This is a genomic window from Thauera sp. 2A1 (genome assembly GCF_009469595.2).
Classification (GTDB): Bacteria; Pseudomonadota; Gammaproteobacteria; order Burkholderiales; family Rhodocyclaceae; genus Thauera.
Window position 1 is genome coordinate 41,663 of record NZ_SSXV01000018.1, and the last position, 14,760, is coordinate 56,422.

12 protein-coding genes are annotated in these 14,760 nt (G+C 64.7%); 6 read left to right on the plus strand and 6 right to left on the minus strand.

The window, feature by feature from the left end; genetic code table 11:
* Nucleotides 1-16: 16 nt before the first annotated feature.
* Nucleotides 17-1,240: an acyl-CoA dehydrogenase family protein gene (locus GH664_RS15670; protein WP_153169008.1), complete on the minus strand. Its 1,224-nt coding sequence runs from the start codon at nt 1,238-1,240 to the stop codon at nt 17-19.
* Nucleotides 1,241-1,558: 318 nt separating this feature from the next.
* Between GH664_RS15670 and GH664_RS15675 the strand changes: the two genes are divergently transcribed.
* From GH664_RS15675 to GH664_RS15685, 3 genes are all read left to right on the plus strand, one after another.
* On the plus strand, nt 1,559-2,560 hold the full coding sequence (locus tag GH664_RS15675; protein WP_194270426.1) for a YCF48-related protein: 1,002 nt from the start codon (nt 1,559-1,561) through the stop codon (nt 2,558-2,560).
* Complete coding sequence (locus tag GH664_RS15680; RefSeq protein WP_228111562.1) at nt 2,560-5,019, plus strand: RND family transporter; 2,460 nt, start codon at nt 2,560-2,562, stop codon at nt 5,017-5,019. The genes GH664_RS15675 and GH664_RS15680 overlap by 1 nt, the downstream gene beginning before the upstream one ends.
* 497 nt (nt 5,020-5,516) lie before the next feature.
* Nucleotides 5,517-5,858, plus strand: a complete 342-nt coding sequence (locus GH664_RS15685) for a hypothetical protein (protein ID WP_153169009.1) — start codon at nt 5,517-5,519, stop codon at nt 5,856-5,858.
* Nucleotides 5,859-5,893: 35 nt separating this feature from the next.
* On the opposite strand, the gene GH664_RS15690 is transcribed toward GH664_RS15685, so the two are convergent.
* From GH664_RS15690 to GH664_RS15705, 4 genes are all read right to left on the minus strand, one after another.
* On the minus strand, nt 5,894-7,516 hold the full coding sequence (locus tag GH664_RS15690; protein WP_153169010.1) for a DUF1302 domain-containing protein: 1,623 nt from the start codon (nt 7,514-7,516) through the stop codon (nt 5,894-5,896).
* A 28-nt stretch (nt 7,517-7,544) separates the two neighbouring features.
* A complete protein-coding gene (locus GH664_RS15695; RefSeq protein WP_153169011.1) occupies nt 7,545-8,927 on the minus strand; it encodes a DUF1329 domain-containing protein in 1,383 nt (460 codons plus the stop codon).
* A 176-nt stretch (nt 8,928-9,103) separates the two neighbouring features.
* Nucleotides 9,104-10,804 (minus strand): class I adenylate-forming enzyme family protein, encoded by a 1,701-nt coding sequence (locus GH664_RS15700; RefSeq protein WP_153169012.1) that lies wholly within the window; start codon nt 10,802-10,804, stop codon nt 9,104-9,106.
* Nucleotides 10,805-10,825: 21 nt separating this feature from the next.
* Nucleotides 10,826-11,899: an MBL fold metallo-hydrolase gene (locus GH664_RS15705; protein ID WP_153169013.1), complete on the minus strand. Its 1,074-nt coding sequence runs from the start codon at nt 11,897-11,899 to the stop codon at nt 10,826-10,828.
* Nucleotides 11,900-12,140: 241 nt separating this feature from the next.
* Here GH664_RS15705 and GH664_RS15710 point away from each other — a divergent pair, with 241 nt between their 5' ends.
* The 3 genes from GH664_RS15710 to GH664_RS15720 all read left to right on the plus strand — a co-directional run bounded on the left by GH664_RS15710 (nt 12,141) and on the right by GH664_RS15720 (nt 14,058).
* Nucleotides 12,141-13,247, plus strand: coding sequence for a Rieske 2Fe-2S domain-containing protein (locus tag GH664_RS15710; protein ID WP_153169014.1), 1,107 nt, complete (start codon nt 12,141-12,143; stop codon nt 13,245-13,247).
* 131 nt (nt 13,248-13,378) lie between these two features.
* Nucleotides 13,379-13,672, plus strand: coding sequence for a type II toxin-antitoxin system Phd/YefM family antitoxin (locus GH664_RS15715; RefSeq protein WP_153169015.1), 294 nt, complete (start codon nt 13,379-13,381; stop codon nt 13,670-13,672).
* Nucleotides 13,669-14,058 carry a type II toxin-antitoxin system RelE/ParE family toxin gene (locus GH664_RS15720; protein WP_153169016.1) on the plus strand — a complete coding sequence of 130 codons (390 nt, stop codon included), beginning with the start codon at nt 13,669-13,671 and terminating at the stop codon, nt 14,056-14,058. Before GH664_RS15715 ends, GH664_RS15720 begins: the two co-directional genes overlap by 4 nt.
* 8 nt (nt 14,059-14,066) lie before the next feature.
* Here GH664_RS15720 and GH664_RS15725 read toward each other — a convergent pair whose 3' ends face one another.
* Nucleotides 14,067-14,744, minus strand: coding sequence for an EthD domain-containing protein (locus GH664_RS15725; protein WP_228111563.1), 678 nt, complete (start codon nt 14,742-14,744; stop codon nt 14,067-14,069).
* Nucleotides 14,745-14,760 lie beyond the last annotated feature (16 nt).

Sequence of the window (14,760 nt, forward strand, 5' to 3'; positions counted from 1 at the left end):
TTGGCGGCCGAGCCGCTCAGATGTAGGGATCCGCGTTCGGCAGGCCAAGCATCACCGCACCGTGAGCACGCGCGTAGGCATCCGTGTTGTTGGCGATGTGGCCGCGAGCCTGGTGGATGTCGCGGAACACGCGCTCGATCGGGTTGCTCTTGTAGGTGCCGGACGCCGCGCAGGCCCGCATCAGCTCGCTCGCCGCGCTCGCGCACTGCTTGGGCACCTGCGAAGCCTGGGCGCGCTGCATCAGGCGTTCTTCCACCGGCATGCGCTCGCCGGTCTTGGCGCATTCGACGATGCGGGCGTAGTTGCGGAACAGCACCAGCTTGAGCTGGTCGGTGGTCATCATCGCTTCGGCGACGGCCTGCTGGGCATTGACGTCCTCGGCCGTCTTCGCGCCGTGCTTGCCGATGTGCGCGGCAGCGCGTTCGCGGAAGTGGGCGATCGCACCGTCGAGCGCGCCGATGCAGGCCGACGAGACCGCGCGCTGGAAAACCTGGGTGAAGGGGATCTTGTAGATCCAACCCGGATTGGTCTCACGTCCGGGGCAGCCGGCGTCGCTGTGATCGTTGGTGCGGTGCGTGCGGTGCGCGGGCACGAAGCAGCCATCGACCACGATGTCATGGCTGCCGGTGGCGCGCAGGCCTAGCACATCCCAGTTCTTATCGACGCGGAAATCCGACTTCGGCAGCAGGAAGGTGGCGTGCTCCAACTGACCCGAACCGTCCTTCTTGGGCAGCAGACCGCCGAGGAAGATCCATTCGCAGTGCTCGACGCCGCTCGAGAAGCTCCAGCGCCCGGAGAAGCGATAGCCGCCCTCGACCGCCTCGGCCTTGCCGGTGGGCATGTAGGTCGACGCGATCAGCACGCCGGTATCCTTGGCCCACACGTCCTGCTGCGCCTGTTCGGGGAACAGCGGAAGCTGCCAGTTGTGCACGCCAATCACGCCGTAGATCCAGGCGGTGGACATGCAGCCCTCGGCAAGCGCCATCTGCACGCGGTAGAACACGCGCGGATCGAGTTCGTAGCCACCGAAGCGCTTCGGCTGCAGCACGCGGAACAGCCCCGCCTCCTTCATTTCCTGCACCGTTTCCACCGGCACCATGCCTGCAGCCTCGGCGGCGCGGGCGCGCTCGGCGAGGCGTGGAGCCATCTCCCTTGCCTTGGCGACCAGTTCGACCGCCTCCGGCGTCATGTAGTCCTCGGTTGCGACGCCAAGTACCTGCTCGTGTCCAATTGCGCCCATTTCCATATCCTCCGTGATCTCGTGCTGCAGATTGTCGGATCGTGCGGCCATCCGAATGAGCGCAATTTTCCACAGCCCGGACGTCGACTCATCGTCTGAACGGACTACCGTAAACGGCTGACGTGAAACGATTCTTGCCTTTGCAGAGGGCGTTTGCCGCGCACGCGCACGCGAGACCCGCCGGCGCCGCGTCCCGACGCCGGGCAAGCGCGGGACGGTAACCCTTTTGGACGATGCCCTCGCCGACCACGGGCGAATAATGCACACACCCTGCGATCCTTCCGGCGGATGGCAACCAGAAAAAACAGGAGGCGCCCCATGCGCGTAGCGGTCGGCTTGGTCGTGGCATCGATTGTCGCGGCAGCCAGCATTTATTCCTTCTCACCGAGATCGGTTCCGCCCATGCGGGAAACCCGTATCCCGGCCGATACGATGCAGCTCATGGACATCAAGCAGAGCAAGGCCGGCACCATCGTCGCCGGCGAACTCGGCCTGATCCTGGTTTCGCCCGACGAAGGCAAGACCTGGAAGCCCGCATCGGTGACGAATGATCGTCAGGCGCTGATCACCCGCCTCGTCTTCGCGGACGACAGTCATGGCGTCGCCCTCGGCCAGGAAGGCTGGATCCTGCGCACCGACGACGGCGGGCAGAACTGGACGGAAACCGCATTCACCGAAAAGAACGGCGAGCCGCTGATGTCCGCCGCTCGCCTGCCCGACGGCGACTGGCTCGCCGTCGGCGCGTTCGGGCAGGTGTTGCGTTCGAGCGACGATCGCAACACCTGGCAACCGGACACGCTGCCTGGCCTGTCGGACTGGCATCTGAACCAGATCTCCAGCTCCGCGGACGGGAAGCAATGGATGATCGTCGGCGAGAACGGCACCGTACTGCGCTCAACCGACAGCGCCCGTTCATGGGAAGCGGTGGAGCCGTTTTATCACGGCTCCCTGTACGGCGCCGTCCACCTCGGCGGAAACCGCTGGGTGGCCTACGGCATGCGCGGCAAGGCCTTCTTCTCGGACAACGCTGGCCAGACCTGGAGTGCAGCCCAGATTCCGGCGCCGGTTTCGCTCTACGGCCACACCCTGACGGCGGGCGGCGAACTGCTTCTCGTGGGCCAGGGCGGCGTCGTGCTGAGCAGCAAGGATGGCGGCGCGCATTTCGCCATCGAACGCCGCGGCGGCCGCGCCAGCCTCACCGGGATTCTCGTCAAGCGTGACGGTGAATGGCTGATGTCGAGCGACGGCGGCCTGCGTACTTTCGCGCCGAAGGCCAATGAAGCCGGTAACAATCAACCCACGAACAAGGGAGCAGCCTGATGACCACTGCCCACACCATCAGCCGGACGGACGCGCTGGTTGCCGTTCTCGCGCGCATGCTCATCCAATGGCGCAAGCCGCTCGGAGCCTTCTTCCTGCTGCTGACCCTGGGCCTGGGCTATTCGGCACTGAACACCCGGCTCGATCCGGGCTTCAACAAGCTGATTCCGCTCAAGCATGAGTACATGGCGGCCTTCCTCGAGCATTCATCGACGTTCTCGGGCGCCAACCGCATCCTCATCAGCGTGCAGTGGAAAGGAGACGGCGACATCTACAACGCCGAGTTCCTGCCCATCCTGCGCAAGGTGAACGACGAGGTCTTCTTCACGCCGGGCGTCAATCGTGCGAGCGTGCGCTCCATCTTCACGCCCAACGTGCGCTACATCGAAGTCACCGAGGAAGGTTTCAACGGCGACGTCGTCATTCCCGCCCGCTTCGAGGCCAACGAGGCCGGCCTCAACCAGGTCCGCGCCAACGTCGCAAAGGCCGGCGTCGTCGGCCGGCTGGTGGCCAACGACCTGAAATCCGCACTGGTCCAGGCGGACCTGCTCGAGATCAACCCGGAGACCGGGCAGAAACTCGACTACGCGGAGGTGGCCCACAAGCTCGAGGCCATCCGGAGCCAGTTCGCCAGCGACAAGGTCGACATCCAGATCGTCGGCTTCGCCAAGGTGATGGGCGACGTGATGGAAGGGCTCACCACCGTGGTGATGTTCTTCGTCATCGCATTCGCCATCACCGCCCTGCTGCTGTGGCTATATTCGCGCTCGCTCAAGCTCACCGTGCTCGCACTGGCGGTGGCGCTGCTGCCGGTCATCTGGCTGCTGGGCATCCTGCCGCTGATCGGCTACGGCGTGGATCCGATGTCGGTGCTGGTGCCTTTCCTGATCTTTTCCATCGGCGTGTCGCACGCGGTCCAGATGACCAACGCCTGGAAGCAGGACGTGCTCGCCGGCGCCACGGCGATGGAGGCGGCCGAAGGTGCGTTCCGCAAGCTCGCCGTACCCGGCATCATGGCCTTGCTCGCGAACGCGCTCGGCTTCATGGTGATCATGCTCATCGACATCCCCATCGTGCATGAACTGGGCCTCACAGCCTGCCTCGGCGTTGCGCTCATGATCATGACCAACAAGATGTTCATGCCGATCATCCTGTCGCACCTGCACCTGGAGCGCATGGCCCTCGACCAGCCGGTGGACACCAAGGAGAAGCATCCGACCTGGTGGAAGGTATCGGCCCTGTCGGAGCCGCGTCCGGCGCTGGTGACCTTCGTGGTCATGCTGGTCATCCTGGGCGTTGCCACCCACTTCTCGCGCCAGTTGCAGACCGGCGACATCGGCAGCGGCGTACCCGAGTTGCGCGCCGACTCGCGCTACAACAGGGACAACGCGAAGATCATCAGCAACTATTCCATTGGCATGGACGTGCTGTCGGTGTACGCCGAGACCTCCAACCTGAACGAGGCCTGCCTGAACTGGGAAGTGATGAACGCGGTGGAACGCTTCGACCTGCACATGCGTGGCGTCGACGGCGTGCAGTCGGTCAGCACCGTGGCCGGCATGGCCAAGCTCTACGCCGCCGGCAACAACGAAGCCAATCCGCGATGGGAAGCCCTGCAGCGCACCGAATCCGCGCTGCGCACCGGCGGGCGTGCCGCCAACCCCGAGAACGGCCTCAACTCGCACGGCTGCAAGACGATCCATCTGGTGGTGTATCTGAACGATCACCAGGGGCCGACGCTCAAGCACGTCGTCGACGAAGTGCAGAAGTTCATTGCGGCGGACAAGACGCCCAACGTGCGCTTCAGGCTCGCCGGCGGCAATGCGGGGGTCGCCGCGGCGACCAACGAGGCGGTCGAGCGCGCCGAGGTGCAGATGCTTGCATCGATCTTCGCGTCGATCTCGCTGCTGTGCTGGCTCACCTTCCGCTCGTGGCGCGCGGTGCTGTGCGTGATCGTGCCGCTGATGCTGGTGACGATCATGTGCAACGCGCTGATGGCGCTGCTCGGCATCGGCCTCAAGGTGGCCACGCTGCCGGTGATCGCGCTCGGCGTCGGCGTGGGTGTGGACTACGGCATCTACATCTATGAGCGCATGCAGCATGAAATGGCGGAGTTCGGCTATACCCTGCGCGAGGCGTTCTATGAAGCCATGCGCCAGCGCGGCACGGCTGCCGTGTTCACCGCGGTGACGATGTCCATCGGCGTGGGCACCTGGGCATTCTCGGCTCTCAAGTTCCAGGCCGACATGGGCATCCTGCTTGCCTTCATGTTCCTGGTGAACGTGATCGGCGCGATCTTCCTGCTACCGGCGCTGGCCTGCTGGCTCAATGTTGGCCGCAGGTCGGCAAGCGGACGGCAGGCCACCTCGGTGGAAACCGGGAGCGCCCGAGCCGATGCCGCCACGCCGCTCGACGAGCAGGCGATGCGCGCCGCAGCCACGCAGCCGCTGCATTCCTGACCAGAACTCCCTCTCTTGGGCCGGTGAAGGCCGATGGCGACATCGGCCCTCCCGGCCTGTTTTTTTTTTGCGTTCTCTTTGCGGGAGCGAGGGCCGGTGGACTTTCGCGGACCGGCCGTTCGCCGATGTTGATCGATCATGCACGCGGGCGTCCATATGCCCTTTTCGGTGCAGGGGCGCCAGATCCTTACGGATCTCCCCGTGATCCTGGCCGGCCGCATGAACAACCCCGATCTCGCGCTGCGCGCCATCGGGGAAGCCGCGGCCGACATCATCAGCCTCGGACGCCCGGCACGGACAGGCCCGGAAGTCGCCGACAAGATATGGGAGCAGCGTCGGAACGAAATCCATCCGTGCATCTCGTGTCCGGAGGGGTGCGTCGGTCGAGTCAGCGCGTTTCCAGGGGCTGAGGTGAGCAGCGCATCTACGCGAAGTGTTCCGAGAATCCGAAGCGGTACTGCACAGATGCCCGTGTCCAGGGCGCCAGCGCTGGCGCCGTGACGTTCCTCGTCCAAGGCACTGCGAAGCGGGTTGAGGCCGACACAATCGGCGGGGCCATCGGCTACACGGCCGAACAGGCGCCATGGCAGGCGATCGAAGACTGCCCGGTTCCCGGGTACCTCGTCGCCGCCGATGCGCGCAAGGTGTCGGACATCATGTGCGCCATCCACGACGTCTACGAGGTCGCCGCGAAGCTTTGCGTGGAACGCAGCAAGGAAAACGAAGCGGGAACTCGGATGAGAGCGCATGAGGAAGCGCGGCCAGAGGCGGCATGCATCGAGGCAGCCCTTCCCCGAAACGGCGCGATGAACCAAAAAAAGGGCCAGCCAGTGCTCTAGGCACTGGCTGGCCCTGCATTCGAGGAGTCAGATCCTCAGAACGTGTACTTCGCGACGAGAGACACTTGGTCGCGGTCGGTCAGCAGGCGGTTCCTGACCGGGTCGGTGCTCGCATTGCCGAAATAGCCCAGGTAGGTCAGGCCGATCTGGAAGTTGCGGCGATAGGTCATCGTCGCACCGATGCTCAGGCGATGATCGCCTTCGCCCATGCCCAGGTTGCCCTGCAGCGTACGGCCTGCCAACTGGTGCGAGTAGCTGATCGGCACGCCCAGCTCCCAGTTCTCGATGATACCGGGATAGGTCAGGCTGAGCGTCGAGGCAAAGGCGAGACCATAGCTGCCGAAATTGAGGTCATCGGACAACGGGGTGAGACCGAACCGATTGGTCGTGGCCGTCGCACCCGGAACGCGCCGCGCTTCCGGATTGCTCACGCTCGTGTAGGCAATTTCCGCAAGGAAGTTGGCTTGCGGCGCGAGGAAGGTCCGACCGAGGTTGACGAAGGTATTGATGTTCGTCTGCAGGACATCCGCCTTGGTCGCCGTCGGCAACTGGACCCAGAGCGGGGTGGACCGACCCAGATTCACCTTGGTATTCACCAGCGCGGGTGCATCCTTGCGATACGAGATTTCGCCACCCAGCGTCGCGATGCCGAAGCTGGTGCTGAAAGTCGCACCGAGCATCTTGATGTCGTCGAAGTAGTGATGACGGAAACTCGGACCAGCCCGATCGAGGTAGTTGATGTCCACCATCGGGGCGCGATCGCTGTAGTTCAGATAGATCAGCCCGACCTCGGTCTCGTTCGTCAGACGGTATTTGGCCCCGACGCCCCACTGGCCGGTCTTGCCCGGAGATTCTCCGGCCCGCCGTGGAACCGTGCATACCGGTCCCGGCGTCAGGCACACTGCACCCGGGCCAACGACGTCGGACGTGCTCATGAAGGATCCGGGCGCGTTCACCAGCGTCTTGTGCCAGTTGTACTGCCACTGGGCCATCAGCGAAAGCTTGTCGTTGACCTCGTACAGCGCCGAGATCTGGTCCTCCGGCAGCAACTGGTCCTTCACCTCGGTACCCGGGATGCCGGCCTTGGTGCCGTCCGCCGGGCCTTGTGCACCCGAGATGCCGGGGATGAACAGCGTCTCGCCCCACGACACGACGTGCTTGCCGAGGCGGACCGTGGCGTGCCCTTCGCTGCCGACGTCGAAGCCCGTATAGCCATAGGCATCGAGCAGACGGGTGTAGCCGCCGTGATAACGCCTGGCGTCCCGCGTGAACTCGTCGGCATCGCCGCCGATCTTGTTCGGGAACGAGGTGCCGTCGTTGTCGTTGGAACGGTGGTAGACGTCGTCGTAGAAGCTACTGGCCGACACGACCAGGCCCGAGTCGCCCTTCCTCAGGCGGGTGTCGAGCAGCAGGCTGACGCGGTTCGACGTCAGCGCGCCCTTGTCGAAGTTGTTGTCGCCGTCGTTGCCCGACGCGTTCTTCCTCAGCACGCGGTCGCGGTCCTCGAGACGCGACGACAGGGTGTAGGTCGTCGTCAGCCGCGACTCGAACACCATGCCGTTGTCGAACGTGATTTCGTCGAAGGCCTGCGCCGGCGCGATCGTCCCCATCCCGATCACGGCCAGCGCGATCGGCTTCATCTGTTTGTGCAGCTTCATTCTGCCTACTCCCTGAGAGTCGATTCGATCACTGGCCCAGCGCACGCAAGGAAGCCGGCGTGTACATTTCCGGCGTCAGGTCGCCCTTGTTGAGCACGTAGCCCTTCTCGCGCTCCTGGATGAGGTTGAAGCCGACGTACGAACCCGAGTTCAGGTCGTGGTAGAACGAGGTGCCGGCCTGCCACGCATTGAGGTCGAACGCGTAGTAGTGGTTGATGAAAGCGTGCTGCCAGAGCTGGCCGCGGGTGTCGTAGTAATCGCCCACCGACGCCTGCCAGTTGTCCTCGTCGATGAACATCACGCGCTTGCCGAAGGCGTGGCGGTAGCCATCCTTCAGGTTGCCCTCGAGCACCCACACGCGACGCAGCTCATAGCGCTCGAAGTCCGGATTGGCGTGCCCCTTCTGCAGCAGGTCGGCGTACTTCACCTTGTTCGAGTGAATGCGGTAGGCGTTGGCCGGGATGTACATCTCGCGCTTGCCGAGCAGCTTCCACTCGTAGCGGCTCGGGTCGCCGTTCATCAGGCGGTCCTGGTCGATGGTGAGTTTGCCGCTGGTGCCGCCCAGCGGCGAATCGAAGCCATAGGTCGGAAGCTGACGAACACGACGGGTGCCCGGGTCGTACTGCCAGGCCAGGCGCTTGGCCTTGGCGAAGTTCACCGGCTCCTGCGAGGCGGTGAAGCTGCCGCGGTCGCGCTCGGGCAATAGCGTGCCCGAAAGGGAATAGGCCATCAGGCCTTCCATCGGCTTGCCCAGTTCAGTCGGCTGGGTGACGATGTTCAGGTTCTTGTTGACCTGACGTCCCCAGGTGACGCTGCCGTCCGAAGCCACGTCGGCGATGTCACGCACCATCTCCTCGGTGTAGGCGCGGTACGGGAAGTTCATGTTGGCGAGCACTTCCATCGCGCTCTTGGGGATGGGGAAGCCGACCGGGCCCTTGTAGCCGGTGTAGCCCAGGCCACCATCGGTCAGTTCAGCCTCGAGGGCGTTCTTCTTGGCGACCTCGCAGATGGCGTCGGGGTAACGGAAGTCGCGCCGGCTCTGATAAACCGGAATCCGGAAAGTGTCCGGATACTTCTTGAGCATGGCCTTCTGGCCTTCGCTCAGCTTGTCAGCGTACTTGTCCATGTTCGCCGCGGTGATCTGGAACAGCGGCTTGTCGTCCGGATAGACGTCGACCGGATGCTGCCCGGTATGCAGCGAATACTTGATGCCCGGGGGCGTCCCCAGCCACTTGCCGGAAAACGGCGGGATGGTGCCTTCCTTGTTGCCGGCCGCCTCGGCACCGACACAGGTGAGTTCCTTGCCGAGCTTGGCGGCTTCCGCCTCGCTCACCTTGGCCGACACGCTTGTCGCGGCGAGCGACAGCGCGATCGTCGTCACTACGGGCACCCAAATCTGGGTCTTGGTCATTTGCGTCTCCTTCCTGGTGGGGATCGTTCTGTCCCGATTACTCAAGCGTTGGGGATGCCACGGTGCCCATCTCGTTTCGACACCACTGCATCTGCTGCGCATTGTTTTTCGATCGCGGTTTCGCTACATCGTCCGATGGGACTAAGCCGCATGAGGGCGCCCAGGGGGCACCGCGCTCATCCCTGGCGGCTGGCCAGGAAGGCGCTGCGCACTTCGCCCTTCAGCAGCTTGCCTGCGGCGTTGCGGGGTAGCGCCACGGACAGCACCTGCACCGACGCGGGCACCTTGTACGCTGCCAGATGCGCACCGACGTGCGCTCGCAGCGCAGGCCCGTCGAGTGTCGACCCCTCGCGCACAGACACCACGGCAGCCACTGCCTCGCCGGTGGTCTCGTCCGGCACGGCGAACACGGCGGCCTCCAGCACGTCGGGCATCTGCAGCAGGCAGGACTCGACTTCGGCCGCGGCAATCTTCTCGCCCGAGCGGTTGATCACGTCCTTGATGCGATCGACGATAAACAGGAAACCCTCGTCATCCACGTACCCGACATCACCGCTTCGGAACCAGCCGTCGCTCATCGAGGCGGCCGTGGCCTCGGCATTGCGCCAGTAGCCCTGCATGACGGTCACCCCGCGCAGCCAGATCTCGCCCGCCTCACCGGCGTGCAGTGGCCGGCCCTCCGGATCTGAAACCTGTACGTCGATGATCGGGGACAGCAGGCCCGAGCTGCGCGGCCTGTAGGCGAACAAGATGCCCGAAGCCGCGGCGCCGACGCCGTTTGATTCCGTCATGCCGAAGCCGATGCCGGACATCGAGTCCGGCCGGCGCCGCAGCACGTCGTCGATCGCGCGCTGAGGCAGGCCGGCACCACCGAAGCCGAGTGCCGCGAGGCTGCCGGTCTGCTGTGGATCGTCGAAGCCGGGCTGCGCCAGCAACTGCATCACCATGGACGGCGCGCCGTTGAACTGCGTGATGCGCTCTTCGCGGATCATGTCGATCGCCTGCGCCGGGTCCCAGCGCGGCATGAACACGAGCCGGCGCCCGTTGCGCAGCGAAGCCAGCAATTGCGCATGCAGTCCGCTGACGTGGAACAACGGCACCGCCGTCAAGGTCGTCGGCGGGATGCCGCGCGCCATCATCGCAGCCACTGCGTCTGGCGAGGTCATGGCCGACATCGCGCCGATGTAGTCGATGTTGAACAGCGCCTGGCACACCGCGCGCTGCGACGACAACACGCCCTTGGCGCGGCTTGTCGCACCCGACGTGAAGAGGATCAGTGCCGGATCATCCGGACCGACTCGAACCGGCGGTGCCGGTTCGGCCCGCTGACTCGCCACCGTTCGAAAGTCCGCGACACCCGCGGGCAGGTCGGCATCACTGGCGCACAGGATTCGACACCCTGCGACCCGGGTGTCGCCCCCGATGCGCGCCAGACGCTCACCATCGCAAACGAGAACGCGGGGCTCCACATCGGCCAGCGCATCGTGCAGCTCCTCGCCGAGGCCGAAGCTGTTGAGCGGCGCCGGCACCGCGCCGATCAGGGCCGCAGCGACGAAGGCCACGGCCCACTCCGGACGGTTGCGCATGGCGATCGCGACGCGCTCGCCCGGCTGCACATCCCAGGCCCGCAACTGGGCCGCGACTGCATCCGCCTCCGCGAAAAAGCGGCTGAAAGACCACTCCTCGCCCAGGTAACGGATGAAGGGCTTGTCACCATGCACGCGCGCGCTCTCGAGCAGCGCCGGCAAAGTCTGGAAGGCATTTCGATAAACCCGCAGGGAACGGCCGCCGACGGTTTCCTCGATCACTTCGAAAGGCGCACCCGGCGCGGTCAGTTGGGCGCGGGTCCTGTGCGCAAGGTCGGAAAGCTGGGACATCGATCACTCCAATTCACTAAATCAGTTTGCAAGGCTGAACCGGTACAGGCCGTCATCGTCCAGCACCCGCCGCACCTGCCCCGAGTACCGCAGCCAGGACAGGTGCGCGATGGTTTCGCCCAGCGCCATCATGTCCTCGACCGCACTGAGCAGGCGCGGGAAGAGTTTCATCTTGGTTTCGAATGCGGTCGCTGCGCCGGCCTGGCGTAGATGGGCGCGCACGATATCGAACTGCTCCGCATGATGAGCATGCAGCTCGGCCACTCGCGGCAGCAGACCGCGAAAGACGCGCTCGTGCGAAGGCAGCACGAGCGTATCGGGCGCCAGCGACGCCAGGCGATCGAGCGAGTCGAGCCAGAGCTCGAGCGGATTCGCCTCGGGCTCGATGTCCGAAACAAGCACGTTCGACGTGATGCGGGGCAGCAACTGGTCGCCGGCGATCAGCAGCCGATCGGATTCGCTGTACAGGCAGGCATGCTCGGGCGAGTGGCCTTCGCCGATCACCACCCGCCAGTCGCGTCCGCCGATCGCCAGCACCTGCCCTTCGCGCAGGCGGTTGAAGGCGCGTGGATGCGGGGGCATGAACGGGTCGCGTCTCAGCTTGGCGAACATCTCTTCGACGCGTTCGCGCGGCATCCCTGCACGTACGTAGAACTGCAACAGCGACGGCGGCAGCGGTTCGGGCGGCGGGCCGGCGAGCGTGCGCATGGTGAAGTACTCGCCATGCGTCATGAACAGCGGGACATCGAAATGCTCGGTGAGCCAGGCCGAGAGCCCCGCGTGGTCATAGTGAAAGTGGGTACAGATCACGCCCTTCAGGGGCAAGTCGTCGAAATGCTGCTCGACGATCGAAGCCCACAGCTCGCGTGATCGCGGGAGATTGAGTCCGGTATCGACGATGAACCAGCCGTCGTCGTCGCGAAGCAGATAGACGTTGATGTGATCGAGCTGCATCGGCATCGGCATGCGCGCCCACAGCACGCCGGGTGCCAGCGCCACGACTTCTCCATCGGGCCGCGGCGGCTCGAATGGAAACTCGATCCGATCCGCCGCATCGGGCGCTGCATCCGCAGGGGCTTGCCGGGCATCGGCCATGTGGTCTCCGTGGGGGTCAATATTGTCCGACCTTCACCTTAGGCGGGCCGCCTCCGTCCGGACACCTCCAAAAGGACGATGCCGGCCCGTCGGGCGGCGTCGCGGCTGCGGCCCCATCGTCCAAACAGGGGATGCGCCCCTCGATCGGGGTCAACAGAATTCGACACGCTCAAGGCCTCCCGTCAGTTGCTGGCGCCGGCCGTTGGCTCGCAGACAGGATCACTTCGAAAAGGAGGGCCGCATGGCCACAACGAAAGACTATCGCCTCGGCGAATTCACCTACCCGCGCGGCTGGTTCATGATCGCGGAGGCGTCCGAACTCGACACCCACAAGCCCTTGTCGGTTCGCTTCTTCGGGCAGGACTTCGCCCTGTATCGTGGCCGCGAAAGTGGCAAGGTCGTGCTGCTCGACGCCTACTGCCCGCACATGAAAACCCACCTCGCCGCGCCCAACAAGACCTCGTACGTCGTGCTCGACGGCGGTGGAACCAACGTCGAAGGCGACGGCATCCGCTGCCCCTACCACGGCTGGCGCTTCGGTGCCGACGGCAAGTGCGACCACATCCCCTACCACGAGGGCCAGATCCCGGCCGCCGCCAAGGTCAAGTCGTGGCCGGTGGTCGAGAGTCTGGGCGCGATCTGGGTGTGGCACGACCCGGAGGGCGGCGAGCCGGAATGGGATCATCCCAGCCTCAAGGAATGGAACGACCCAGCCTGGGTACACTGGAAGTTCGACCACCTTGGCGTCCTCAACCAGCACCCGCAGGAAGTCATCGACAACATCTGCGACTACGGCCACCTGAGCCCGATCCACGGCTCGACCGTACTCAAGTACGAGAACGAGTTCCACGGCCACAACGCCATACAGCGCCAGTGCGGGCCGCATCGCACCCTGGTCGGCGCGGACGGCGTCAGCCCCATCCTGCACACCATCACCATCTACCACGGCCCGGGCGTACTGATCTCGCACCTCACCGGCCTCTACGACGCGGTGATGATGATCTGCAACACCCCGGTCGATGACGGCACGATCAAGGTCTGGCATGCGCTGCTGGTGAAGTCGCCCAGCGGCAGCAAGGTGGCGACCCACACCGACATGGTGGCCGCGCGCCACTACCAGGAGATGGCGCTCACCGCCTTCGCCCAGGACTTCGAGGTGTGGTCGCACAAGGCCGCCTGCCTCAACGGCCTGTTCATCCCCAGCGACGGCCCGTTCATGAAGGCGCGCATCTGGTACAAGCAGTTCTACAACCCGCGCGCAAAGAAGAACGAGTACCTCGAGCAGTGCGAGGGTTACTACGTGCCCAAGGGCATCTCGCCCTACACCGAACCTGAAGCGGTTGCCTGATTCACCTCCCGCGTCAGTTTCAACCTTGATGGCCTGCTTTCGAAAGCAGGCCATCTTTACTTGAACCTCAGGCGAATGAACACAATCTGTCCTAGAATTCGGCATTGAATTCTGTACAGCGAGGTTCTGCCATGACGATCACGGCACAAGACATCGTTTCGCTGACTGCAGCCCGTGCGCAGCTTTCCGAATTGGTCGAGCAGGTCAAAGCGGGTGCTGAAAAGATCATCACCAAGAACGGCGAGGGCTACGTTGCGCTCATCGATGCAAACCGACTCGACTACTACCATCGGCTTGAGCAAGCCCATCTCCACTTATTGATGCTCGACGAAGTGCAGCGGGGTCTCGAGGATGTTGTATCCGGTCAGACGCGCGACGCGAGGGAGGCGTTGACGGAGCGGAAACAGGTGCGCTCGCGAGCATGAGCGGCCACGTCACGGTGCGGATCACCCGTAACTTCGAGCGCAATCTGGATGAGATCGAAGCCTTTCTGACCCGAGCCGAAGCGCCCGAAGCCTTCGATCGACTGCTGGATGAGTTGTCGGAACGCGTGATCCCCATGCTTGAGCGGCATCCCGACATCGGACGGGATCATCTCGCCCGCTCCGCCGACTCGATGGAAGCGCAATTTAGGCGCGAAGCGGTGATCGAGTCGTTGAGCGCTCTGCACGCCGCAGGCAGCATCCGCGAGTACGTACTGGCGCACTACCTGATCCTCTACGCACGACTGCCCGGGACCGTCCACCTGCTCGCGATCCGCCATCACCGCCAGCTCGACTTTGATCTCGGGAAGCCCGATCGCGCGTACTGAAACGGTGCTCAGGGTCGCCTGTGCGTGATCCGCGTCAGCATGCACACCGATCCAGCGGTGTCGACAGCGTCCGCCAAGGCCGACGGCAGCCATTGCCACACCGGCGGGCCGGCGAACGCAGCGGCCACGGCATCGACCGACTCGTACCAGGCCTCGACGATTTCGTCGTATTCGTAGCCGGGCGGTCGCTCGCCCCCCACCTCGTTCCAGACCAGCCGCGTCGCAGCCGACCACGGTGCGGCGGTGCTTCCGGCGAGGTCACGCGCTCGCAAGCGTCGCCCGGGCAGCGCGCGCAGAAACAGCACCAGACACACGCCGGTCTCCGTGCCGTCGACCAGCACCTGCTCACTTGCGACCAGAGTGAAGTCCCGCACGTAGGTCGAGAACACCCGCGGCTCGTCGGGCCGCATGATGCGCAGCGTCTCCTCGTCGTTCCAGATATCGTCGGCGGCCTCGCGGTCGCGCAGCGACAGCAGGTTGACGCCGTCGTAGTCGGTGCTGGCGCCACTCGGCACGCCCGGCCGGTCGAGCACGCGCGAGCACTGGCGCACGCCCAGCACCTTGTCCTGCACGTTGCGGCACTCACGGCCGAGCGCGGAATGCTCGCGCCAGGCCTGGGGGAAATCCTCGGGCGCCAGGGCGGGGTTGCGCCTCGCGAGGTAGATCATCTTCCAGCGTTCATCCATCGGCATCGATGCTCCA

Coding starts and splice junctions, on each gene's coding strand:
- GH664_RS15700 (WP_153169012.1), bottom strand. CDS start 10,804: ATGTCCCAGCTTTCCGACCTTGCGCACAGGACCCGCGCCCAACTGACC.
- GH664_RS15695 (WP_153169011.1), bottom strand. CDS start 8,927: ATGACCAAGACCCAGATTTGGGTGCCCGTAGTGACGACGATCGCGCTG.
- GH664_RS15705 (WP_153169013.1), bottom strand. CDS start 11,899: ATGGCCGATGCCCGGCAAGCCCCTGCGGATGCAGCGCCCGATGCGGCG.
- GH664_RS15670 (WP_153169008.1), bottom strand. CDS start 1,240: ATGGGCGCAATTGGACACGAGCAGGTACTTGGCGTCGCAACCGAGGAC.
- GH664_RS15715 (WP_153169015.1), top strand. CDS start 13,379: ATGACGATCACGGCACAAGACATCGTTTCGCTGACTGCAGCCCGTGCG.
- GH664_RS15725 (WP_228111563.1), bottom strand. CDS start 14,744: ATGGATGAACGCTGGAAGATGATCTACCTCGCGAGGCGCAACCCCGCC.
- GH664_RS15680 (WP_228111562.1), top strand. CDS start 2,560: ATGACCACTGCCCACACCATCAGCCGGACGGACGCGCTGGTTGCCGTT.
- GH664_RS15690 (WP_153169010.1), bottom strand. CDS start 7,516: ATGAAGCTGCACAAACAGATGAAGCCGATCGCGCTGGCCGTGATCGGG.
- GH664_RS15675 (WP_194270426.1), top strand. CDS start 1,559: ATGCGCGTAGCGGTCGGCTTGGTCGTGGCATCGATTGTCGCGGCAGCC.
- GH664_RS15720 (WP_153169016.1), top strand. CDS start 13,669: ATGAGCGGCCACGTCACGGTGCGGATCACCCGTAACTTCGAGCGCAAT.
- GH664_RS15710 (WP_153169014.1), top strand. CDS start 12,141: ATGGCCACAACGAAAGACTATCGCCTCGGCGAATTCACCTACCCGCGC.